This window comes from Psychrobacter sp. YP14 (assembly GCF_003209315.1).
Lineage (GTDB): Bacteria > Pseudomonadota > Gammaproteobacteria > Pseudomonadales > Moraxellaceae > Psychrobacter > Psychrobacter raelei.
This window is the reverse complement of sequence record NZ_CP029789.1, coordinates 538,148-560,622: the sequence shown is the minus strand read 5'-3', so window position 1 is coordinate 560,622 and position 22,475 is coordinate 538,148. Positions and strand designations below refer to the sequence as shown.

The 22,475-nt window shown below is 47.2% G+C and carries 17 protein-coding genes; 8 read left to right on the top strand and 9 right to left on the bottom strand.

Annotated elements, in window-relative coordinates; all coding sequences use genetic code 11:
* Positions 1-84: 84 nt before the first annotated feature.
* Positions 85-2,145, bottom strand: coding sequence for an NAD-dependent DNA ligase LigA (gene ligA, locus DLE54_RS02430; protein ID WP_110816114.1), 2,061 nt, complete (start codon positions 2,143-2,145; stop codon positions 85-87).
* Positions 2,146-2,472: 327 nt separating this feature from the next.
* On the opposite strand from ligA, the gene DLE54_RS02425 reads away from it, so the two are divergent.
* From DLE54_RS02425 to DLE54_RS02410, 4 genes are all read left to right on the top strand, one after another.
* Positions 2,473-3,717 carry an acyl-CoA dehydrogenase family protein gene (locus tag DLE54_RS02425; protein WP_110816113.1) on the top strand — a complete coding sequence of 415 codons (1,245 nt, stop codon included), beginning with the start codon at positions 2,473-2,475 and terminating at the stop codon, positions 3,715-3,717.
* 150 nt (positions 3,718-3,867) lie between these two features.
* Positions 3,868-5,079 (top strand): phosphotransferase family protein, encoded by a 1,212-nt coding sequence (locus tag DLE54_RS02420; RefSeq protein WP_227535440.1) that lies wholly within the window; start codon positions 3,868-3,870, stop codon positions 5,077-5,079.
* A 60-nt stretch (positions 5,080-5,139) separates the two neighbouring features.
* Complete coding sequence (locus DLE54_RS02415; RefSeq protein ID WP_110816112.1) at positions 5,140-5,874, top strand: histidine phosphatase family protein; 735 nt, start codon at positions 5,140-5,142, stop codon at positions 5,872-5,874.
* 66 nt (positions 5,875-5,940) lie between these two features.
* Positions 5,941-6,819, top strand: coding sequence for an SDR family oxidoreductase (locus DLE54_RS02410; protein WP_227535431.1), 879 nt, complete (start codon positions 5,941-5,943; stop codon positions 6,817-6,819).
* A 75-nt stretch (positions 6,820-6,894) separates the two neighbouring features.
* On the opposite strand, the gene DLE54_RS02400 is transcribed toward DLE54_RS02410, so the two are convergent.
* The 4 genes from DLE54_RS02400 to DLE54_RS02385 all read right to left on the bottom strand — a co-directional run bounded on the left by DLE54_RS02400 (position 6,895) and on the right by DLE54_RS02385 (position 14,204).
* The gene (locus DLE54_RS02400; RefSeq protein ID WP_110816111.1) at positions 6,895-8,001 is read right to left on the bottom strand and encodes an RNA-guided endonuclease InsQ/TnpB family protein; all 1,107 of its coding nucleotides are present in this window, start codon (positions 7,999-8,001) and stop codon (positions 6,895-6,897) included.
* 208 nt (positions 8,002-8,209) lie between these two features.
* Complete coding sequence (locus DLE54_RS02395) at positions 8,210-9,235, bottom strand: cell division protein ZipA C-terminal FtsZ-binding domain-containing protein (protein WP_110816110.1); 1,026 nt, start codon at positions 9,233-9,235, stop codon at positions 8,210-8,212.
* Positions 9,236-9,418: 183 nt separating this feature from the next.
* Entirely contained in the window at positions 9,419-13,273 is a 3,855-nt protein-coding gene (locus DLE54_RS02390; protein WP_110816109.1) for an AAA family ATPase, read from the bottom strand.
* Between the two features lie 118 nt (positions 13,274-13,391).
* Complete coding sequence (locus DLE54_RS02385; protein WP_011959748.1) at positions 13,392-14,204, bottom strand: sulfite exporter TauE/SafE family protein; 813 nt, start codon at positions 14,202-14,204, stop codon at positions 13,392-13,394.
* A gap of 265 nt (positions 14,205-14,469) precedes the next feature.
* Here DLE54_RS02385 and DLE54_RS02380 point away from each other — a divergent pair, with 265 nt between their 5' ends.
* Positions 14,470-15,534, top strand: coding sequence for a biotin--[acetyl-CoA-carboxylase] ligase (locus DLE54_RS02380; protein WP_110816108.1), 1,065 nt, complete (start codon positions 14,470-14,472; stop codon positions 15,532-15,534).
* Positions 15,535-15,571: 37 nt separating this feature from the next.
* On the opposite strand, the gene DLE54_RS02375 is transcribed toward DLE54_RS02380, so the two are convergent.
* A complete protein-coding gene (locus DLE54_RS02375; RefSeq protein WP_227535423.1) occupies positions 15,572-16,555 on the bottom strand; it encodes an NUDIX hydrolase in 984 nt (327 codons plus the stop codon).
* Between the two features lie 229 nt (positions 16,556-16,784).
* Here DLE54_RS02375 and DLE54_RS02370 point away from each other — a divergent pair, with 229 nt between their 5' ends.
* Positions 16,785-17,348, top strand: a complete 564-nt coding sequence (locus tag DLE54_RS02370) for an NUDIX hydrolase (protein ID WP_011959745.1) — start codon at positions 16,785-16,787, stop codon at positions 17,346-17,348.
* A gap of 105 nt (positions 17,349-17,453) precedes the next feature.
* A complete protein-coding gene (locus DLE54_RS02365) occupies positions 17,454-18,017 on the top strand; it encodes a hypothetical protein (protein ID WP_110816107.1) in 564 nt (187 codons plus the stop codon).
* Positions 18,018-18,088: 71 nt separating this feature from the next.
* Here the strand turns inward: DLE54_RS02365 and DLE54_RS02360 are convergent, their stop codons facing one another.
* Entirely contained in the window at positions 18,089-19,768 is a 1,680-nt protein-coding gene (locus tag DLE54_RS02360; RefSeq protein ID WP_110816106.1) for an NAD(P)H-hydrate dehydratase, read from the bottom strand.
* A 93-nt stretch (positions 19,769-19,861) separates the two neighbouring features.
* Here DLE54_RS02360 and queG point away from each other — a divergent pair, with 93 nt between their 5' ends.
* Entirely contained in the window at positions 19,862-21,058 is a 1,197-nt protein-coding gene (gene queG, locus DLE54_RS02355; RefSeq protein WP_110816105.1) for a tRNA epoxyqueuosine(34) reductase QueG, read from the top strand.
* Between the two features lie 226 nt (positions 21,059-21,284).
* Here queG and lysM read toward each other — a convergent pair whose 3' ends face one another.
* Positions 21,285-21,791, bottom strand: coding sequence for a peptidoglycan-binding protein LysM (gene lysM, locus DLE54_RS02350; RefSeq protein WP_110816104.1), 507 nt, complete (start codon positions 21,789-21,791; stop codon positions 21,285-21,287).
* A 369-nt stretch (positions 21,792-22,160) separates the two neighbouring features.
* Positions 22,161-22,403: an acyl carrier protein gene (gene acpP, locus DLE54_RS02345; RefSeq protein ID WP_011959740.1), complete on the bottom strand. Its 243-nt coding sequence runs from the start codon at positions 22,401-22,403 to the stop codon at positions 22,161-22,163.
* Positions 22,404-22,475 lie beyond the last annotated feature (72 nt).

Here is a 22,475-nt window from a genome sequence, read left to right as displayed (position 1 = left end):
TTTATGCGCCTAAAGTGCTACTAATTTGATTGAGTTTTTAAATTGATTTCGGCATTTTGTTTTATTAAATGGATGAGTGTGGTGTCATGACGCCCCAATCATCTTTAAGAACTCATCCTCTAACACCACACGCACCCCCAGACTCTGCGCTTTGGTCAACTTAGAGCCTGCCTTTTCACCGGCCAATAATGCCGAGGTTTTGGCCGATACGCTGCCTGAGACCTTTGCACCCAAAGCTTGCAGATGCGCCTTGGCATCATCGCGTGACATACCGCTGGCGACCAAGGTACCTGTTATTACCCACGTTTGGCCCTCAAGGGGCAGATTGTCTAAGGCCTGCTGCTCTACCTTATCCCAATACACGCCAGCTTGCTGCAATGCGTTAATGACTTCGATGTTATGCTCAGCACGGAAGAAATTATAAATAAGCTCAGCGGTAATATGGCCCACGTCAGGTACGGCCTCTAAGGCGTCAATGCTGGCACCCATCAATTCAGGCAAATCACCAAAATATTGTGCCAGATTCTGTGCTGTGGTCTCTCCCACACCGCGAATGCCTAGCGCATAGATAAAGCGCGCCAGTGTGGTTTTTTTACTCTCTTCAATGGCGCGCAACATATTGCTAACGGACTTCTCGCCCAATTTTTCTAGAGTAACCAGCTCATCAGCATGCTCATTTAAGTGATAAATATCGGCCACAGTTTTGACGATGCCATGCTCAAAGAAACTGATTAACCAGCGCTCACCGAGCCCATCAATATCCATCGCTTTACGTGATACAAAGTGAATTAGTGCCTCTTGCTGCTGCGCAGGACAAAACAGCTCACCGGTGCAGCGTGCCAAGGCTTCACCCTCTGGCAATACCACAGGTGAGTCGCACACAGGACAGTGGGTTGGCAGCGTCACCGCCGAGGTACCCTCAGGGCGCAAATCATGCCATACCCGAGTCACTTTAGGTATCACATCGCCCGCTCGATGGACGCTGACGGTATCACCTGCACGCACATCAAGGCGCTGGATTTCCCCGAAGTTGTGCAAGGTCACGTTACTGACCGTCACACCGCCCACTTGCACTGGCTCAAGCTTGCCCACTGGAGTCAGCTGACCGGTACGCCCCACTTGCCATTCAATACTATTGAGTGTGGTCATCACCGTTTCAGCAGGGAACTTATAGGCGGTGGCCCAGCGCGGTTCACGAGATAACGCGCCCAGTTGACTTTGTAGCGTTAAGTCATCGACCTTAATGACCATCCCATCAATTTCAAAGGCTAAATCTGCCCGTTTTTGTATCATCGACTCATAGTAGTCTTGAACTTGTTGGGCTGTTTTTACCCGTTCAAAGTCACTAACAGTAAAGCCTAACTGCTTAAGCCAGGTCAAAGCCGCCGATTGCAAAGTAATCGCTTCAGGCAAGCCTTGGTTCACCGAATACGCATAAAAAGCCAAAGGACGACTGGCAGCCACGGCTGGGTCTAATTGACGTAGACTACCTGCTGCTGCGTTACGGGGGTTGGCAAAGGTTTTATCACCATTTTCTTCTGCCAAACGGTTTAAGCGCTTAAAGCCTGCTTTTGGCATCAGTACCTCGCCCCGCACCTCCAGCACATCAATATCTTGCGCCGCTTCTATCACCAGGGGAATGTTATTGATGGTCTTCACGTTTTGGGTAATGTCCTCGCCCATTTGACCATCGCCGCGAGTCACGCCGCGCACAAATTGTCCGTTATGATATTTTAATGAAACAGCCAAGCCATCTAATTTCATCTCAATCTCATACTCAGGATTTCGATCAGCATCACTTAGACGGTCATTGACCCGGCGCATAAACTCTTGTAAGTCTTGATAATTAAAAATATTACCCAGTGACAGCATAGCAATGTCATGCTGCACTTGGGAGAATGATGGCAGAGGATTGTCGCCCACGCTAGCCGTCGGACTGTCGGGCTGAGTTAACTCAGGATAACGCTCCTCAAGCTCAATGAGACTTAAGCGCAATTGGTCATATTCATTGTCACTGATGGTCGGCTCATCCATCACATAATAAGCATTGTTGTGTTTACGCACCTGTGCGATCAAGGTACGCATTTTTGCAATGACCTCTTGAGCTTGTGCTGAGGCATGAGTGTCTGCTGTGTTTTGAGTCATAGAGCGGGCCTTATTTTAATTGCATTTTTGCGCTTAATGTTTCATTTGGTTCAAATATTTGAGTGGTCATATGATACCAATTTTGCATCTTTGCTGCCGAGCTAAAAGCCAATAAACACCACTTAAAGCCAATAAATCCACCCTGCACTTTTCAGGGATATATCGAAAAATATAACGGCAGTCAATCAAACACCCACCGGTCAATAGTGACTCTAAAAAATAGCGCCATTAGTGATAAACTAACCAAGTGGTCAATTATAAAGCATTAAGACTCAAGGCTTTATTTTGTTATCCTCTCCCTATTTTTCACATAAAAAGGATTTTATGATGCCTGACATCAGTGCGCGTGGACAAGACTTTTATAACCGTGTCAAAGAGTTTATCCAAACCCAAATCGAACCTATTGAAGATGAATTCTGGCAGCGTTGTCATAAGCTAAATCCTGGTGGCGACTGGCAAAGCTGGCAGTGGCCTGAGCAGTATCATACTCTGCGCAAACAGGCGAAAGCGGCCGGGCTTTGGAATATGTTTTTACCCGATGACATCTTAGGCGCTGGCCTGTCTGTGACCGAATACGCCCCCATCGCCGAGTTGACCGGCCGTAGCCTCATTGCTCCCAATATCTTTAACTGCAACGCCCCTGATAGCGGAAACATGGAGCTGTTATGGCGCTATGGCAATGAGGCACAAAAGCGGCGCTTTTTAATGCCTCTTTTGGAAGGCGAAACCCGTTCTGTATTTTGTATGACTGAGCCTGCCGTAGCCTCAAGTGATGCCACCAATATGCAAGCCACTGCCATTATTGATGGTGATGATATTGTCCTAAATGGCCGCAAATGGTGGTCATCTGGCCTCGGTGATCCTGATGTGGATTTTGTTATTTTTATGGCTCACACCCCTGATGACAGCAAAGACCGCCATCATCAGCATTCTATGGTACTGGTGCCGCTAGACACTGCGGGGGTTAAGATTGAGCGCATGCTACAAGTGTTTGGTGATTATGATGCACCGCACGGCCATGGTGAGGTAGTATTCGATAATGTACGCGTGCCGGTAAGCAATATTATCGGCGGCCCAGGCATGGGTTTTGAGATTGCCCAAGGTCGCCTTGGCCCTGGCCGTATTCACCACTGTATGCGCTGTATTGGCGCCGCTGAGAAGTCACTGGAGCTGGCCATTCATCGTGGCATGAGCCGTACCAGTTTTGGCAAACCCATTTTGCAACTTGGCGGTAATATGGAGCGCATTGCTGAGGCTCGAGTCAGCATTGACCAAGCTCGCCTGCTTACCCTCTATGCCGCACAAAAGATGGACGAAAAAGGGGTAAAAGCGGCCTTAACTGAAATCTCAGCCATCAAAGTGGTGGCACCAACGGTGCTACAAGAAGTGGTCGATATGGCGATGCAAATCCACGGTGGTATGGGCGTCAGCCAAGACACCATGCTCCCAAGATTCTATGCTCAAGCACGCAGCTTACGCTTGGCCGATGGTCCCGATGAGGTGCACAAGACCATGATTGCCAAACTTGAATTAAAGAAATTGGGCTACGGCCGCCCTAAAGCTAAGCCTTAGCTCGGCTAAGCCTTATGGCATAAAAGAAATCGGCTTGTTCTTAATCACCTAATATACAGCCAAGCGGCGTCATCTACCGCTTGGGCTAAGTTTTACCGCTGCGTTATCCTAACTAATTTTTTATCTTTGCCATAGACAAAAGGACTTTTTATGAGCACCACAGATACCACTCCCACCTCATCAAACTCCCAGTCAACAGCCTCAACAGAAGCCAAGCCCACTGCCCAAAACTCAGTGATTGATCAGGCGGGCAAAGTACGCGCTTCTGAGACCTTAGATGGTAATGCGGTCAGCAATTGGCTACGCACCCAAGGTATTGAGGTGGCAGGTGAGCCGCAGATTACTCAGTTTTCAGGCGGTGCCTCTAACTGGACCTATCGACTGCAATACGCCAACATGGACTTAATTCTACGCCGTCCACCTGCCGGCACTAAGGCTAAGTCGGCACATGACATGGTGCGTGAGTACAAGGTGCAGCAAGCGTTGCAGGACGACTACCCTTACGTGCCAAAAATGATTGCTTTGTGTACCGATGACTCGGTGATTGGCTGCGATTTTTATGTCATGCAGCGCTTAATCGGTATTATTCCACGCGCCAACCTGCCCAAAGCCATCACCTTACAGCCGGCTCAAGTTCGCACGCTATGTACCAATGTCATCGATGCTTTAATCGAGCTGCATCAAATTGACTACAAACAAAATCCTCAGTTAACGGCGCTGGGCAAAGGTGAAGGCTACTGCGAGCGTCAGGTGATCGGCTGGGACAAGCGGTATAAAAAAGCCAAGACCCCCAATGTGCCAAGCTTCTTTGTAGTGCGTCAATGGCTCAAACGCAATCTGCCAAAAGACAGCCGTATTTGTGTGATTCACAATGATTGGCGCTTTGACAATGTGGTGTTAAATCCTGACAACCCCACTGAAGTGATCGGGGTACTAGACTGGGAAATGGCTACCTTGGGCGATCCGCTCATGGACTTAGGCAGTGCGCTGGCCTACTGGGTACAAAAAGATGACAATAGAATCATGCGTCAGTCTCGCCGTCAGCCCACACATCTAGAGGGGATGATGACTCGAGAAGAGGTGGTGACATACTATCTGAACAAGACTGGCATGGCGGATAGCAACTGGGCTTTTTATGAGGTATTCGGTCTGTTCCGTCTGGCTGGTATCGCTCAGCAAATCTACTATCGTTACTATAATAAGCAGACTGATAACACCGCTTTTAAAGATTTTTGGCTTATTATCCACGCCATTCATGCACGCGCTTTAAAGCTTATCGCCAAGCACGAGGCCATTCGGGTAATAGACAGTGGCAAGCTGCCTGCGCCCATTCAATCTTTGGCCAAGCAGTGGTTAAAGTAGCCCTGCCTTATGCTTTAAAGCTTGCTCTACATTTATTTTGATTTTGATATATGGGACTTTATGACTACCTTGCTATTTGCCAGACACGGCCAAGCCTCCTTCGGTCAACGAAATTACGATCAGCTCTCTGAGCTTGGCGCCAAACAAGCGGCGTGCTTAGGAAGCCAGTATGCCAAAGCCCAGCGCAAAATTGATGCGATTGTAACGGGGGGCTTATCTCGTCAACAAGACTCGGCAACCCATTTCTTAAGCGCTTATCAAGCCGGTTATCCAGATGCTGCACAGCTTCAACCGACCCTGATCGAAGGCTTTAACGAGTTTAATCATACCGATGTGTTTGTTAAGTACAACCCTGAGTTTAGCACTGAAGTCGGTCTACTGACGGCCATTGCCAGTGCCCCTGTGCCCAAAGTGCGCTTGGCGGAGCTGTTTAATGAAGCCATGCTGCGTTGGCATAGTGGCGATCATGATGAGGAGTATTTAGAAAGTTGGCCACAGTTTAATCAGCGGGTGCAGCAGGCTTTGCAGCACGTGGTTGAGCTTACCCAGCACAAGCAAGCAAACACTGCTTTGATTTTTACCTCAGGTGGGGTGATTGCTGCTATTACTGCCCATTTACTCGGTCAAAGCAGTGCCACCGCTTACAGCATTAATCGCAGCCTGATTAACACAGGCGTTACCTCGGTGGTGGTTAAGTCTACTCCATCTGATACACCGCCAAAGCTTAGGTTATTGTCACTCAACGAGCACAGTCATTTGTATCAACAGGGGCAAGATTTGCTGACGTGGCACTAAGCCCTATTTCTTAGCCGCACAAGATAATGACTCGACACACATTGTTAACAAATCACAAGGATAGCTATGAAACACACTTTATTTAGCAGTCTACAACAAGGGATTATGGGCACCTTGCAGCACAAGGCACAACAAACCAAATCCTTATTACAAAACCAAGATTTGGCTGAGTTAACCAAGCAGCAAGTCGGTAAAGATAAGACAATTTTAATCACCGGTGCCAGCTCAGGTATTGGCGCAGGTATGGCCAAAAACTTTGCCAAACTGGGCTATAACTTAGCGCTTTGTGCCCGCCGCACAGATCGTCTTGAGGCCTTAAAGGCAGAGATACTAACCAACAGCCCTAGCATCCGTGTTGAGATTAAGTCACTGGATGTGAGCGACTATGAGGCAGTATTTAGCGTATTTGAGGCCTTTCAAGCACAGTTTGGACAAATTGATAAAGTCATCGTCAATGCCGGTGTCGGTGAAGGCCGCCGAGTAGGTACCGGCCGCTTTCATATTAACCGGCGCACCGCAGAGATTGACTTTATTTCAGCACTGGCTCAGTGTGAAGCGGCGATGCAGATCTTCCGAGCACAAAACCTGGGGCACTTAGTCGCCATATCTAGTATGTCCGCCATGCGTGGTATGCCCAAGCACTTAACGGTTTATGCCGCCAGTAAAGCAGGACTGGCTCACTTAGCAGAAGGTATCCGCGCTGAAATGATTGCCGATAAGCTACCTATCAAAGTGACCACAATCTATCCTGGCTATATTCGCACCGAAATCAATGAAGGGGCACCTAAGCTGCCCTTTGAAGTTGATGAGCAAACCGGCAGCACAGCCTTAGTCGCCGCGATCGAATCAGGTGTTGAAGAAGCTTGCGTACCTGCCCTGCCTTGGATGTTGGTGGGTAAAGCCATGAAGCATTTGCCCCTACATTTAGTCAATAAGCTGGGCTAATAACTTGGTTATTGCGTCACTAAGTACCCTGCACTTTCTCAAACTTAACATCCACAATTTGACTTCCTCCCCTCGCTAAACCGAGGGGATTCCTACAGCTAGACGGTCAAGCCCGACCGCAAGGATGTTCTTAGCAGCATTGATATCTCTATCATGCCATGTGCCACACTCAGCACACCTCCATCCTCTTATTCCAAGTCCCGCTCTACCTTTCGGACTACTGTCAGTTATTTTAAGACAGTGCGAGCAGGTCTGGGTAGTGTAACTCTCATTTACCATCTCAAGCTGACAACCTGCATACTTGCATTTATAGTCCAGTTGTCTTTTGAGTTCAAACCATCCTGCATCGTATGTTGATTTAGCTAGGTTGGTTTTTTTACTAGTGAATGAGCGTGATTTAACATCACCAACCACAATTAAGGTATTATTCTTAACTAATTGGGTGGTGAATTTGTGTATGGCATCTAATCTTGAGTTTTTGATTTTGGCGTGGATTGCCTTTGCCCGGCTTTTATTGTTTGCACGCTGGGCGACTGCTAATTTATTCGCCCATTTTTGAGTTTGTTTAGTTGTCAGCTTATCACCGTTTGATGTGGTAGCAGACTGCTTTAAGCCTAAGTCAATACCAACGCTGCCTTTGCCACTTGCTTGTCTAGGAAAGTCTTTGACGGTAATACAGGCATACCAACGATTACGGCTGTCTTGCACTATCTCAAGCGTATTGATTTGATATAGGCTTAGATTATAGCTATCAAATACGTCTATGATTACCTTTTGACCTTTACAGAGCGATAGCTGTATGGTTGATTTAAGTGCTTTTTTACCTGTTTGTCTTGTATGTAGATACTTGATAGCAGACTTTTTAAAAGGTATCCAGCCAAGCGATTTACGTTTGGCATCGGGTCTGTTGGTTCGCCAATTTAGTTTGGCTTTTTTAAACTGTTTACGAGACTTGGCCTGAGTTTCGTTGATGGCTTGCAAAGTTTGCGAGTGTAAGCCTAAATACTCACCACTGCCTTTGGTGTATTGGCTTAAATCATAGGCCCAAAAGTACTTACCTGTGCGTCTTAAATGCTCAAAGCTTAACGCATTAACATAGTTCCACGCATAGTTAACACTCCCAGCTAGTTTGTTTAGCTGGTTTGCATGTTTGTCTTTGATGCGTAGCTTGAGGGTTTTCATAGGGTTAGTATGGCGAGGTTAATTTTAACTTGCAATACTTTAAGTACTGATCACGACAGTGTGTGTCGCCTTATATCCACCCCCTGAAGTAGGTGGTTTTAAGGCGACCGGTGATGAAAAACCGTGCTCTTGTGAGAACACGGTTTTTTATTTAACCGTTTTTTATTTAACGGCCATCTTAATTTTCTGTCTTTAAAATAGCGATCAATTAACCCTGTTGATACGCAGCTTGATACTCTTGGACCTGGGCACGTAGCTGCTGTCTACGCTCACGGGTTAAGATGTCATTATTCTCATCAAGCACCAAGGTATTTAAATCATTAGAGATTAAATTGACCACACTCATCATGGTGTCGAAGCCTTGAGTCGCTTTAGGATGGGGCAGCGATAAAAACAACACCAAACCATTAAAACGAGAAGTGGGCAACAAGTTTAAATCAAAGGGCGCAATACCGTCCTGAGTCACCCCCATCATACTAAACCATAAAATACCCGAGCCATCTTTATTCTCATAACGATGGAACATATTCATGGCACCATATTTTAGGCCGTATTGCGATACGATGGACAAAATGGTCTTACCATCAATAGTGTCATAGCTGTTTTTGGGCACTAAAGTGATGTTGATATTTTCTTGTGCGTGATTAAGCGGGCTGTTTTGATCTTGGTCTGCCTCTGCCAACAAATGCTGATCAAGCATGGGGCTGTTGTCCAAGAACTCAGACTCTTGAGCGGTCTCAATAACCGGCATCAGCTTTTCGGTCGCTGAGGCCAAGCTTGAAAACAAGTCATCTTCGCCATCATCGTCTAGCGCGGCTAGATGCGGATTGGTCAATGGGCTGTCAGTGGTATTGGCAAATTGATGGGAGGCGGCAGGCGTATGCGGCATCATATCAGCTGACTGAGTGGTGCGTGCTGTGGGTACAAACTCAGTCTCAGCTGGCTTATCTAAATGATTAGGCTGCGGCTCAGCGGCAGGGGCATTATCGGTAATAACCGGCTGCAAATGCTCGCGATCTGGCACAATAACCGTCTCACCTGCTTCTAGGGCTTCCGGCTCTTCTACCAGCTTGCGCTCATGACGCGGAATAATAGGAATGCCATTTTTATCACGCATAATTGACTGAGCGTGGGCTTTATTTTTGCGAGCAGAAATACCGCGAATAATCATATACAGACCTACCACCATAATAACAACAGCGATGATAATTAAAATATAGTCTACGGTGGTCATGATGTACGTGTCCTAAAATTGAGGTAGAAAAAACGCTATTAGTCTAGCACGCTTAACCCTGCCCGTCATCAACCGCTGCGAGCAATGGGTAACTTTTTATTTGGCTTATGTTTTATTTAATTTTACCCTGAAGCATCTGGTAGTTGCTACTTAGCCAATGTAACTTTCAATGTCTATAAATCGTTAAGCCGAAGGCTCTAAATACTGCTCGGCCTCTTCTAGGCTGACACTCACCAGCGTTGAGATACCCGCTTGCGGCATGGTCACCCCCTTAAGCTCGTCGGCGATTTGCATTGCCAATTTATTGTGGCTGATAAAAATAAACTGCACCTCATCAGCTAAATCAGCAATCAAATTGGTAAAGCGCACCACGTTAGCATCATCAAGCGGTGCGTCCACCTCATCGAGCACACAAAATGGTGCAGGATGCTGCTTAAAGATAGCAAAAATAAGGCTCAGCGCTGTTAATGTCTTCTCCCCACCAGACAATACTGCCAAACGGCTGTTCTTTTTACCTTTGGGCTGCGCCATCAATTCAAGACCTGCTCGCCACTGCTCCCCTACGCCCAATTCATCGTCTTTGAGTAAGGTTAAACTGGCCTGACCACCACCAAACACCTTGGTAAACAGCTGAGTGAGCGACTCATTAACCGAGTCTAAGGTTTGTAAGAACAAGGTTTTGGTTTTGCCATCGATAGAGGCAATGGCTTCACTTAAAGTATCCATACTGGCTGTTATGTCATTAATCTGCTGCTCAAGCGGAAGCAGACGCTCATCTACAGCAGCCAGCTCGGCTGCGGCGGCTAAGTTTACCGGCCCCATGCTATTAAGCTTAGCCGTTAGCTGACTTTCTGCCGCTTGCAGTTTTTCTAGCTTGGCAGCTGACACACTGCGCCCATGGGTAATATAATCGGTCAGTAAAGCCAAGGGGCTAATTTGTGTGTTTAACCCCTTTAATCGCTCACTGGCTTCTTTGATACGCTCATCAGCAATGGCCACTTGAGTGATGCTGTGCGATAACTTATCTTGTAGCTGCTGAATGTGCGATTCTAAGTCATCACGGCGGGCTTGATGCGCCTCAACGTCACTCTGTAAGCTGCCAATTACCGCTTGGCGCTCATCTAAGGCCACTTGCAGCTCATGGTGCTGCTGGCTGACTGCTTGTTGCTGGGCTTGTAATTGTGGCAGCTTTTGTTGCAGCTTATCTTGCTCTTGGATAAGCTTTTGCTGACTGCGCTCTAACTGCTGCTTGTCCTCAATAAACTGCTGTAACTGCGCCGCACTGTGCTTGGCAGCAATCTGTACTTGGCTGTATTGCAACTGTAATTGACGTAAGCTGTCATTGTTGTCACGCTCTTGCTGACTGATTTGCTGGCGCTCTAACTCTAGCTGTTGCTGCTGCTGTTTTGCCGCCTTTAATTCTGGCATCAAGGCTTGTAAGTGCTTGTTATCTGATTCAATTTTTTGGCTTAATGCCAACTGAGCGCTTTGGATTTCTTGCTGTTCAGCATCCAGCTCATCTCGCTGTGCTTGTAAGCGCTGCTGCTCGCTGTCTTGCCGCTCTTGTTTGGCTATCAAGGTAATTCTTTGCTGCTGTAGTTCATGGCGCTTATGCGCTGAGGCAGATAATTGTGCCAACAGCTCTTCAATAATCACAGACAGTTGCTCTTGCTTATGAGCCTGTGCTTTTATGGTGTTAGTAAGCTGCTCAATCTGGGTTTCTGTCTCATTTAAATGCGCCTCAAGTACAGCCAGACGCTGTTGTTGCTGCAAGCGAATGCTTAAAAATGACGGATGTTGTCCACTTTTATCAAGCTTACTGATATGCACTGCGCCGACTCGAGTGATTAGCCATCCTGCTTGCGTTAATATTATTATAGGTGCAGGCATGCTGTGCAGCAGCACTGCGATTTTATCTAAGTCCAGTGCTAGGTCTGTCGCGCCCTCATCTGTCTTATGCTCTTTCACATACAAATAAGTATGCTGCCACAGTCTAAGCTTGGGCGCAGCAATCAGCTCAGTTAAAGGCTTTAAATAGGGCTGTAAATCAGGTGGCAAGTCTTGCTGTTGATGCTCTGATGCAGTACTGCCCTCAAATAACACACTCTGAGGGGGCATTGCAGCGCTTTTATCTGCTTTACGTTGAGGCTTATTACTAAGCTTATCAAAGCTGTCATCAGACAGCAGACACTGAATAAATCCTGCATGGCCGTTATCGTTGCCAAAGCCGGTGGCCGGCAGTATCCCCGCATCCAGCCAAAACGCCAACCATTTATCCAAGCTTTGGGCATAAGGCTCGCCAGCGGCGGTCAGCTTAATCTGCTCGTGTAATGCTGAGAGCTGCCCAAGCGTGTGTCCTAAAGAGCGGTTAGCCGTACTGTTATCTTCCGCCGTACTGTTATCTGCAGCGGATTGAGCGCCATCTGTCGGCTGCGCTGAGGGTAACTTGGCCGGCTTTTTGGGGTGAACAATGGCATGCAACGTGTCATATTCTGCCATCAGACTGGCATGCTGCTTTTCTAACTGGGCAAGCTGTGATTGCTGCTGGTGTTGTGTCTGCTTTAATTGATTAAAAATTGGCTGCTTAGTCTCTAACTGCTCTTCAATAACCTCTTGCTGCTTAGTTAAGCCTTTAAGCTGGTTATCGATACCAGCAATCTGCTCATTTAACGGCTGCGAAACTGGGGCTGATGTCACCTCTGCGTCAGTAGCGCTAAGGGTATCACCGCTTGGGCGCACTCCCCATTTTATTGCCTCTTGCTGCCATAGCTTATCTTTGTTGTGCCATTTGGACAAATCCAGCGTGAACCGAGATTCAGACTGTTTGGCAAGCGCAAGACGCTGCTCAACCTCTCGTTTGTCCGCCTCAATCTTAGCCACTTTGGTATTGCTTGCCTCCCAAGCCGACTGCAGCGGCGCATATTTTTCCTGCGTTTGCTGCTGCTGTACTTGCAGGGCTTCAAGCTCAGGGGCTAACTGGGTCAAGGTCTCATTTTGTGCTTGATTGTCTTCCTCGGTGGCCAACATACTGGCCTGTATTTTTTGCTGCCGATCGGCATTGGCACGTAACTTCCCTTCCAGCTGACTGAGACTAGAGTGCAGCTCTTTGAGTTGATGCTCAACCTGCTGGCGCTGTAAATCTTGTTGGTGCAGGCTATCACGCGCCTCATCTTTTAGCCACTGCTCCTCAGCCAGACGCGCACTGACTTTGGCCAGCTTTTGTTTCAGCATACTGTCCTGAGCTTGCTGCGCCTCAAGGCTCTTAGTCAGCTGCTCTTGCTCAGCCTTGTGCTGCATTTGTGCCGCTTTGGCCTGATACAATTGCTGCGTGCCCAGCTGCTCTTTGACTTCACTTAGCTGCTGCTGCAACTGCTGATAGTGGGTGGCGCTCTCAGCTTGTTTGGCCAGCTTTTTCTTCTGACGGCTCAGCTCAGCTTCAATGTCTTGCAAGCGCTCTAAATTCTCTCGGGTTCTAAGCAGCTTTTTTTGAGTCTCTTCACGGCGGGCCTGATAGCGTGACACCCCCGCGGCCTCTTCAATAAACTCACGCAACTGTAGCGGGCTTGAGTCGACAATACGCCCTATCATCCCTTGCTGAATCACCGAGTAGCTGCGTGGTCCCAAGCCTGTGCCTAAGAATACATCGACCACATCACGGCGGCGGCATCGGGTACCATTGATAAAATAATCCGACTTACCCTCCCCATTAATCTGGCGGCGCACTGACAGCTCATGATATAAATTGAGCTCATGGCGAATACCGGTCTGCTCATCTTGGGTATGCTCAAAGGTTAGCTCAACACTGGCCAGACTTTTGGCAGCTTTATTCTGAGTACCGGCAAAAATAACATCACTCATTGCCCCACCACGCAGCTGCTTGGCAGAGGACTCGCCCAAAACCCAGCGTATGGCATCAATCACATTAGATTTACCACAGCCATTAGGCCCCACAATGGCAGTAATGCCATGGCGAAAGCTAAAAGTGGTTGGATTGGCAAAAGATTTAAAGCCGGACAATTTAAGAGATTTTAAACGCATGAAGGCCGCATAATAAGTTAAAAGATAAGAAGGAGAAAACGTAGCTGTCTATCAGACAAATGAGCGCGGCTATTTTACCGCAAACGCGGTGATTTTTCAGGTTTTGCGCTGTGCTTATCTAAATAACACCCATGCCTTTTAGGCCTGACCACAACAACTGGCTGCCTGCGATTACCAAGAGTGCACCAAAGCCCTTTTTTAAGGTAGCAGCCGGTAATTGGTGCGCCCATTTTGCGCCCAGTTTAGCGGTGATAAAGCTGGCGATCGAGATACAAATAAATCCGGTGACATGTACAAAGCCAATGGCCCCAGAAGGCAAGCCTACCACGTCCTGACCAAACCAAGCAAAGCCTGCCGCACCTGCCAGGGCAATCGGTAATCCGCAAGCGGCTGATGTGCCTACCGCTTGACGCATCGGTAAGCCTGCCCATGTCAAAAAAGGCACAGTTAAACTGCCACCGCCGATACCGAATATTGCGGATGCCATACCAATCCCAGAGCCGGCACCAATTTGAACCGGTGCTGAAGGTAGAGGACGACCTAAATTTTCTTTATTGGACAAAAACAGCATCTTAAAGGCCACCAGCAGCGCTGCCACACCAATCAGTGCTTGTAGCATTAAGCCATTCATTTGATCAGCCACTGCTGCACCAAGTAAGCTGCCGACGACCAAACCAATGGCCATATTTTTCCATACTTCCCAGCGCACACCGCCACGCTTGTGGTGTGCGGTCAAAGAGCTGATGGAGGTAACCATAATGGTTGCCAGTGAGGTGCCCACTGCCAAATGCGCAATGATATCGGGTGAATAGCCATAAGCGGTGAACATCCACACCAGTGCTGGCACAATAATCATACCACCGCCCACACCGAATAGACCGGCACACACGCCTGCAAAGGTTCCTGCCAATAAAAACCACAGTATCATCATACTTGTTTCTTCCTGCCTTGTGCGCTTTGCCGATACCTATTCAATACTTAGCAAATCACAGTTAATGAGTCTTAAACTTACCTGCAGGGCCAGTATAACAAAACACCAATTTTGAAAATCAATAAAATAAGCCGAATGCAGCGCAACATATCGGCAAGCTGGGGGGCAGCTGTGCTAATATTCCCCTTATTTGTTCGCCAGTTATCAACCCCTGAAAATCCGATTTCACACATTAGCCCCTTAAATTTATTTTGTAGGCCAAGTTATGCCCTTTGCTTCACAGTCTGTCTTAAATCAAGGCGCCAATCAGCCGTTAATACACCGTCACGTGGCCGTCAGCCCCTCTACCAATAGCGAGCTTATGCAACAACTTGCCAATGGTGACATTGACAAAACTCGCCCCTATCTACTCACTGCCAGTATGCAAACTGCCGGCCGTGGCCAGCGTACCCGAACGTGGCAGTCACCTATTGGCAATATCTATCTATCGCTGTATCACCCCTTACAATCGTCTTTGTCTGGCCTATTATCCTTGGTGGTCGGCTTGCACATCACCCGCCTGCCAGTGCTGCAAAACCTCAATCGTCAGCGCCGCAGTCTAGGCTTGCCTATAGTCGGGGTAAAATGGGCCAATGACATAGGCTATTATGACACTGAGTCTCTCAGCGCTGGTGAGACGCCCACCGCAGCTGATAAAAGCAATACCAGTTTTCATAAATTGGCGGGGATTTTGATTGAGCCTGTGGTGACAGACAATAAGATTACCGGCGTTATTATTGGGGTCGGTATGAATATCGAGGCTGCGCCTGTATTAAGTGACAGCACCAAAGAAGGCATGGATTATCAGGCCATTAGCCTAACTCAGATTATTAAGCAAACCCAAAATTATAAACAAACCCACACAGCCAATAAGGATAATGCTCACAGCGCCCATAACAGCCTGCCTTCTGACGCTCACAGCCACTTACCGCGTGCTGAGGATTTATATATACCTGTGAGTGCCACCTTGCTGCGTGCCGTGGCTCAATTTGAACAGTTTTCACAACAAAGCTACGCCCTGACACAGTTTATTGAAGACTATAGTGCAGTCAATGTGCTGGCTGGCAGACCAATCATTATTGAGCAGCCACCTTTATCCGCTCACACCACTCAAGCGACCCAACCACAAAGCGCCCAAGATAAACACTCAGATACAGTGGTGATTCACGGCGTGGTAACGGGGATAAATACGGATGGCAGCTTAGCCATAAACACCACGCAGCAAGGATACGTAGAGCCGCGCAATATCTACACAGGCACCATCCGTTTAACGGGCAAGGATAAAGGCTAAATATGCAGATTCAGGATGAAGATGAGAGTTTGATGGGTTAATCAGAGCCGTCAACCGGCTCATAATACCAAGTCACTTCGCGATCAAAACCGATCTGTAGTAAACCAGCCAGCACCCGACCGGTCAGCCCCCACACCACTTCACCATCTACACGCCAGCTGGGTGTCTTTATATTAAGGGTCTGGCCATTGATGGTATAAGGCAAAATGTGGTCTGTGGTGGGCTGCTCGATTAGCGTCTCAAAGTCAGCCCAAAAAATACGGGCAATTTCGCCCAGCTCAGGCACATAGGTAATGGGCGGCTCCACCAAAGCCACGATAGGACGCACCACCAGTCCCTTTTTGGATACCTGAATTGGTAATTGACCAACAATCTGTGCTTTGCTCGGTGGTAGAGCGGTCTCTTCGCAGGCCTCTCGCAGCGCTGTAACCACATTATTACCGTCACCTGTGTCGTGCTTTCCTCCCGCAAAAGACACCTCTCCGGCATGGCTGCTTAAGTGGGCAGCACGCCGAGTCAGCAGCATTTTAGGATGCGCCTCGTTGGTAATAACCACCAAAACTGCGGCATCTGCATTGTCAGTGGTGACCAGCTTATCTAAAATCCTTTGGGCTCGACTGATGCCCCCTGATGACAACTCGGTATTTTTAGTGTGTGCGCCACCCTTGACCGTGGCCACCTCCTTTTTGAGTACTGATTGTATGCCATCAACTGCAGCATCAGTTGTTGTAGAGTGAGACGGATTATGCGCAGACTTGCCCTGCTCAGTAGCACGGGCATTATCTTGAGAGTTGCCTTGGAAGTGCGCCGCCAACTGCGCCTGAGTGTGAACCTTGGTGTCCGCTATGTCTTGCTTAAAGGTGGCATGCAATGTGTGCTGTTGTACCCTCTCAACCAGCTGCCTAAGCTTAGGGTGAATGACCTGCTCAGGCAACACCACCGCAAGCTCTTCAAAGCGTGGTGAGTGCTCATTTTGATACAGATTTTGTGGTACAAGTAGCGTTTCAATAGAGGATTTCATAAGGCGCGATAAACAGTAAGCCAACAAATAAGAGTGTAGGGTTAGACTAACGTATTATGCTGAAATATGCTATCTTGATGATAGATTGGCCTTAGTAATTATGTATGATAAATGCTATAACGCGTATCAGTAGCCAGCCTGTTTTTTGCTCATTTTTAACAAAGCAAGCGCTGAAAATGCGGCTTAAAATAATAAGTAATCGATTAATTTCAAAAATAAGGACTGCCCTATGGCGTACTGTTTGCAATGCGGCCAGTTAGCGGAGCATAAAATTCCTGCCGGCGACCACAACCCGCGCTTGGTCTGCCCACACTGCCATTATATTCACTATGAAAACCCTAAGGTTATTTGTGGCGCCATTGTCATCTCACAAGATAAGGTGCTGCTATGCCGCCGTGCCATTGAGCCTCGATATGGCTATTGGACTTTGCCAGCAGGGTTTATGGAGATTGGCGAAACCATGGCAGAAGGCGCCGCTCGGGAAACTGTAGAAGAAGCTGACGCTGTGGCAACACACCCGCATTTGTACTGTCTATATGACATTCCTGATATCGGTCAAATCTATGTGCTGTATCTGACCCAGTTGCAAGACGGCAAATATGGCGTCGGGCCTGAAAGCTTAGAGTGTGCCTTATTTGAAGAAAAAGACATTCCTTGGGATGACATCGCCTTTGAAGCGGTAAAACGCACTTTGCATCACTATTTTAATGACCGAAAGTCGGTCACTGAGCACAGCCAGTTTCCTATTCATCAAGAGACCATTTCAAAAGACAAGAGTATCAAGCGCTACTAATCATTTGTCACCCGATGATTTGGTTAAAATTTACATCTTGTTGCTTACTGCGTCCCACTGCTTATTGCCTGCCACTGCTTAGCTTATATAGGATAAACCGTGCTTATGAATTTATTTAAGGCTGTGCCATGGATCCATATGCACGATAGGCTTGCCAAGCCACTGTTAAATCGGACGTTCATATATGGACTAAGTGTGGCGGCACTTGGCCTAGGTGTTGCTCTGCCAGCTTGGGCCATGCCGGTGTATAAAACTACGGGAGAATTTGGTGAGGTAAAATACTCACAATTTGCACCTGACATAGGCACTCAGGTTGAAATCATACAGATGAGAGGTGACGGCCGGCCCAGTAAGCCAGGTCAATTCTCCGCCCCTGTCGCGCCGCCTCAGACCAATACGTCAACCCAACCTAAGTCGTCTTTTACTGCACCTTTATTGTCATCTTCAGGCAGCACCACTGCAAAAAACAACCAAGCCCCTCCCCCTTTCAAGACTTTGGACCCAACCATTCAGACCCAATGTAAAAAGCTGCAAGTTAATTTAATGCACTTAACCACAGGCGATGAGGTATATACGCTCAATGCTACTGGCCAAAGAGTCTATCTAACCGCCCCTATGATTGAGCTAAAGCGAGAAAATACCGAGCAACTATTGGCGCAGTACTGCTAGTTTTTACAAGTCATCCCCTTGCTCTGGCTATGCCAGCATATTGGGCGATATAAGCGCTCATATTCACAGCGCTACTGAGCTTGGGTTAACTGCTGCATAATCTGTCCTACCACAGGCGGCATGTCACTGGCTTGTAGCGCCCACACTCCTTTTTTGCGCTCAAGTACGTCACCAGCCATTGCATGAATCATGACCGCTTGTATGAGAGTGCGAGAAGACTTAGGCAGTACCGATTGCGCCAGTAACCCTGCGGCCAGCCCAGACAATACATCACCCATGCCAGCCGTTGCCATTCCCGCATTGCCCGCTGCACAGACTCGTATTTCACCCTTATGTAGTACCAATGAGCCTGCACCTTTGAGCAGCCAGCTGCCATTGTATTTATTGGCCAATTGCGTGATGGCCGCCAGTCGATCTTTTTCTATCTCATCAGCCGATATATCTAGCAATCGCCCTGCCTCACCACTGTGCGGTGTATACCAGACCTCATGAGTCTTAGCATGCTCAATCAGCTGATCAATAATTTCAGGAGCCTGCTTAGCCAAGCTGGCCAAATGATACAAACCATCGGCATCAATGATCAGGGCAATGGACTGCTGCAAAGCGGTACGCAAGTAGCGCTCAAACAGCGTAAAACTACTCTCATCTCGCCCAAACCCCATACCTATTGCCAAAGTATCGCACTGCGCAATAAGAGACTCTACGCTTGAGGCATCATGCAAGTCTAAACTCATGGCATTAGGCACAGCGCCTATTAGACTGCCATGAAAAGCCTTATGACAAGCCACCGTCAGCTTACCCACACCTGTGGCAAAGGCTGTGCTGGCCGATAAAATAGCGGCACCACCCATACCCTGAGACCCGTCGACCTGATTACCGCCAGCGATAAGCACATGACCAAAGCTGCCCTTATGGGTATTGTGATCACGCGCAGGTAACGGCTGCGCGTGATGTTGTAGCCAAGCTTGTGGCAGCTTGCCCAACACTGTGGGTATCAGCGGCAGATCTACCAGCTTTCCGGTATAGTCCATAGCATCTTTTAGGTGCAAGCCTACTTTGCGAGCCACCAAACATAAGGTAATATCTGCCCTCACCGCCTGCTCATCGAAGACCTCACCTGTGCTTGAGACCACGCCACTTGGTACATCCACACTGACCACTTGTAAGCGATGATTGTACTGCTTGGCTGCATTGATATAGCGAATGGCATCGGCATAAGCAGACTGAGGCGCTCGGTCTAGACCAATACCAAATAAGGCATCCACATAGACATCGGCGCTTAAGTACTCGGATTGTTCACAAACTTTAGCAAAGCTTGTTTGATTCGCTAAATGGCTGGTGAATGTCTGCTCTATTACTTGCTTGTTGTTATTTAAGGTCGCTGTAGCCTGCTGCTTGGCCAAAAGCGCATCAGCGGTACTGACCTCTGGCCCCACTTCAATGACAGCGACCTGCGCGCCTAATTGCGTCAAATAATCAGCCACCAGCCAGCCATCACCGCCATTATTACCACGGCCCACCCACACCCCTATCTTTAGCTTATCACCGGCCTTACTATAAGTGCGGTAAATCCAGTGAGCAATCTGCCAAGCAGCCTGCTGCATTAGGGCATAGCTGTCATTACCGGCATCAAACCACGCTTTTTCTATGCCATATACCTGCTTAGGGCTGTACAAGGGGACTAGCGCATCATTAGCTTGAATAGACTGAATACTACGCGCAGCGGCGTCACAATGAGATTGCTTTGACATATCAGTAAGACTCCAAGGCAGCTTAGGTTTTATATTTGGGTAGTTATAGCTTATCATACCCCCTTAATTGAGCTTTGAGTATTGTGTCTTATTATGTCCTCCTCGTCGTCTACCCCAGCCTCTGCCACAGCGCCTATGCCAACTGCCAAAAATGCGTCCATACCGACCAATGAGTTTCAAGATGCCATCGATGTCAAGCGGTGGATTCGTGAGCAGGCAATCAAGTTAGGCTTTGCCGACTGCGGCTTTATTAGCGTTGACAATCCGCTGTTTGAAGCACAAATGCAAGGTCTGCGTGACTGGCTGGCGAAAGGACATCACGGACAGCTGACCTTTATGGAGAGCAACCATGATAAGCGCGCCAATCCTGCGCTGTTGGTAGAGGGCTCACGCACCATCATATCAGTGCGTATGGATTATCTAGAGGCGGCACCCGCACCGCGCCGTATTGAAGATAACCTGCGCCCCAATCATGCCATTATTGCCCGCTACGCCCGAGGACGTGACTATCACAAAACCATGCGCTCGCGTCTAAAAAAACTGGCTCAAAATATTGAAGCCATGCTTCCTCAGTGGCAACACTTGGATATTGGCGTAGATAGCCCTTTTGTGTTTCGTCCCTTTAGTGATTCAGCACCGATATTTGAGCGTCCTTTAGCCGATGCGGCAGGACTGGGCTGGACGGGTAAACACACTTTGTTGATTAATAAAGACTCAGGCTCATTTTTTGTCTTAGGAGAGCTGTTTTTAAGCTTAGCACTGCCAGAGGATACGGCCGTTAGCGCTCACTGCGGTAGCTGTAGTGCCTGTATAGATATTTGTCCCACCCAGGCGATTGTCGCCCCTTATCAGCTTAAAGCCAGTGCCTGCATCTCTTATTTAACCATTGAGCATGATGGCATCATTGACGAGACATACCGTAAGGCGATTGGTAATCGAGTCTTCGGCTGTGATGACTGCCAGCTTATTTGTCCTTGGAATCGTTATGCTCAAATTAGCCCTATTGACGACTTTCATGCCCGCCATAATCTAGATGACAGCTTATTAATTGAGCTGTGGCAGTGGAGCGAGCAGCAGTTCTTAAAAAGCACCGAGGGCAGCCCACTGCGCCGCACCGGTTATGTGAACTTTTTGCGTAATCTGTCTATTGGTATCGGTAATGCGCCTTATCATGCCAAGCACATCGGAAAGCTTAACTCTCGTTTAGGCGAGCACGGTGAGGTATTAGATGAGCACATTCACTGGGCCATTAAGGAGCAGCTGGCTAAGCTTCACTCATCAACGTCATAACTGATAAGTCTTTGGCCCAATGTAGGATTTAAAATATCATAAATAATGACAGGTCACTTAAGTGTTTATTTGTGTTTATTTTGAAGCTAAAAAAGCCACCAACTGTTGTTGGTGGCTTTTTGGCTTAAGCGTTTTTACGTTTTCCTGTAGTCTGTTAGCTATAGCACCTTAGATATAGGACCTTAAATATAGGGCCTTAGATAGAGAAGCTTAGCTATTAAACAGATTAAGGCTTAGGAATACGAAGTACTTGGCCTGGGTAGATTTTGTCTGGGCTACTTAGCATAGGCTTGTTAGCTTCAAAAATCTTGTTATATTCATTCGCAGAACCATACACTTCTTGAGCAATCTTAGATAAAGAATCACCAGATTTTACAGTGTACATCGTAGATTCAGGCGCATCTTGCTTGATATCGATGTTATCGATAACTTTAGCAACGTTTTGAACGTTACCAATAGCGATGATCGCTTTTTCACGGTCTGCTTGAGTTTCTGCATTACCACTGATTTCAGCGGTATCTGTGGTGGCGTTATACTTAACTTTTAAATTAGTGATGTTAAGGTTTTGCTGCTGAATACGCTTTAATAGTAAGTTAGCTACTGACTGTGCTGATGGCTCAGTAGAGGCAGCTGGGGTTGCATTAGCATCTGCGTGTGATTCTGTTTGTTTTTTGGCATCATCACGATTAAAAATCTTATCGCCGATATCCTTTGCAAAACTAAAAATTCCCATGAATTTCTCCTAAAAATTATTGATTATATTATTTGCCACATATTATTTTAAATAAAATTATTAGCTCAAGTCTAAGGCACATCTCAGTCAAGTAGCCAGTACCGACTGATAACTACCTTAAGCAGCGCAGCAAACAATGAGTCTTTAATATTGTGTATTTTGGTTTGTGACTTCCACTTTTAAAGTATACCCACTGCCCTTGTGATTTATTACTATTTCAATGTAGCTAATTGTTAAATTTTATTACTTACAAATGGCGTGCCGCCTGAGCACATAAACAATACACCAAAAAAAAGACCACGTACGTGACGTACATGGTCTTTTATTATCAATGCCTCTATAACCGAGTCATTGACAGCAAATTAAAGCTTAAGACTCTAATTTTGACTTGATATAGTCTACTGCTTTTTGAACGGTGGTTAATTCACTTGAATCATCATCAGGGATAGTGATATCAAAGTCATTTTCAAAGTTCATTACTAGTTCAACTAGGTCTAAAGAGTCAGCACCTAGATCGTTAATGAATGAAGAATCGCTCTTGATGTCTTCAATATTCACGTCTAGCTGTTCGGCTACAGCTGATTTTACTTTTAATTCAATTTCTTCGCTCATAGGAGTCTCCATCCTGATTGGTAATTTAAAATTTTCTAATAATGGCAATGCTTAAACTTTTCACCTGTAGTG

Excerpts from the sequence above, each read along its gene's own strand:
- DLE54_RS02375 (WP_227535423.1), bottom strand. The coding sequence starts at position 16,555 with ATGAAATCCTCTATTGAAACGCTACTTGTACCACAAAATCTGTATCAA.
- DLE54_RS02410 (WP_227535431.1), top strand. The coding sequence starts at position 5,941 with ATGAAACACACTTTATTTAGCAGTCTACAACAAGGGATTATGGGCACC.
- ligA (WP_110816114.1), bottom strand. The coding sequence starts at position 2,145 with ATGACTCAAAACACAGCAGACACTCATGCCTCAGCACAAGCTCAAGAG.
- DLE54_RS02360 (WP_110816106.1), bottom strand. The coding sequence starts at position 19,768 with ATGTCAAAGCAATCTCATTGTGACGCCGCTGCGCGTAGTATTCAGTCT.
- lysM (WP_110816104.1), bottom strand. The coding sequence starts at position 21,791 with ATGGGAATTTTTAGTTTTGCAAAGGATATCGGCGATAAGATTTTTAAT.
- DLE54_RS02420 (WP_227535440.1), top strand. The coding sequence starts at position 3,868 with ATGAGCACCACAGATACCACTCCCACCTCATCAAACTCCCAGTCAACA.
- DLE54_RS02390 (WP_110816109.1), bottom strand. The coding sequence starts at position 13,273 with ATGCGTTTAAAATCTCTTAAATTGTCCGGCTTTAAATCTTTTGCCAAT.
- DLE54_RS02395 (WP_110816110.1), bottom strand. The coding sequence starts at position 9,235 with ATGACCACCGTAGACTATATTTTAATTATCATCGCTGTTGTTATTATG.
- DLE54_RS02425 (WP_110816113.1), top strand. The coding sequence starts at position 2,473 with ATGCCTGACATCAGTGCGCGTGGACAAGACTTTTATAACCGTGTCAAA.
- DLE54_RS02370 (WP_011959745.1), top strand. The coding sequence starts at position 16,785 with ATGGCGTACTGTTTGCAATGCGGCCAGTTAGCGGAGCATAAAATTCCT.
- queG (WP_110816105.1), top strand. The coding sequence starts at position 19,862 with ATGTCCTCCTCGTCGTCTACCCCAGCCTCTGCCACAGCGCCTATGCCA.
- acpP (WP_011959740.1), bottom strand. The coding sequence starts at position 22,403 with ATGAGCGAAGAAATTGAATTAAAAGTAAAATCAGCTGTAGCCGAACAG.
- DLE54_RS02415 (WP_110816112.1), top strand. The coding sequence starts at position 5,140 with ATGACTACCTTGCTATTTGCCAGACACGGCCAAGCCTCCTTCGGTCAA.
- DLE54_RS02380 (WP_110816108.1), top strand. The coding sequence starts at position 14,470 with ATGCCCTTTGCTTCACAGTCTGTCTTAAATCAAGGCGCCAATCAGCCG.
- DLE54_RS02400 (WP_110816111.1), bottom strand. The coding sequence starts at position 8,001 with ATGAAAACCCTCAAGCTACGCATCAAAGACAAACATGCAAACCAGCTA.
- DLE54_RS02365 (WP_110816107.1), top strand. The coding sequence starts at position 17,454 with ATGAATTTATTTAAGGCTGTGCCATGGATCCATATGCACGATAGGCTT.
- DLE54_RS02385 (WP_011959748.1), bottom strand. The coding sequence starts at position 14,204 with ATGATGATACTGTGGTTTTTATTGGCAGGAACCTTTGCAGGCGTGTGT.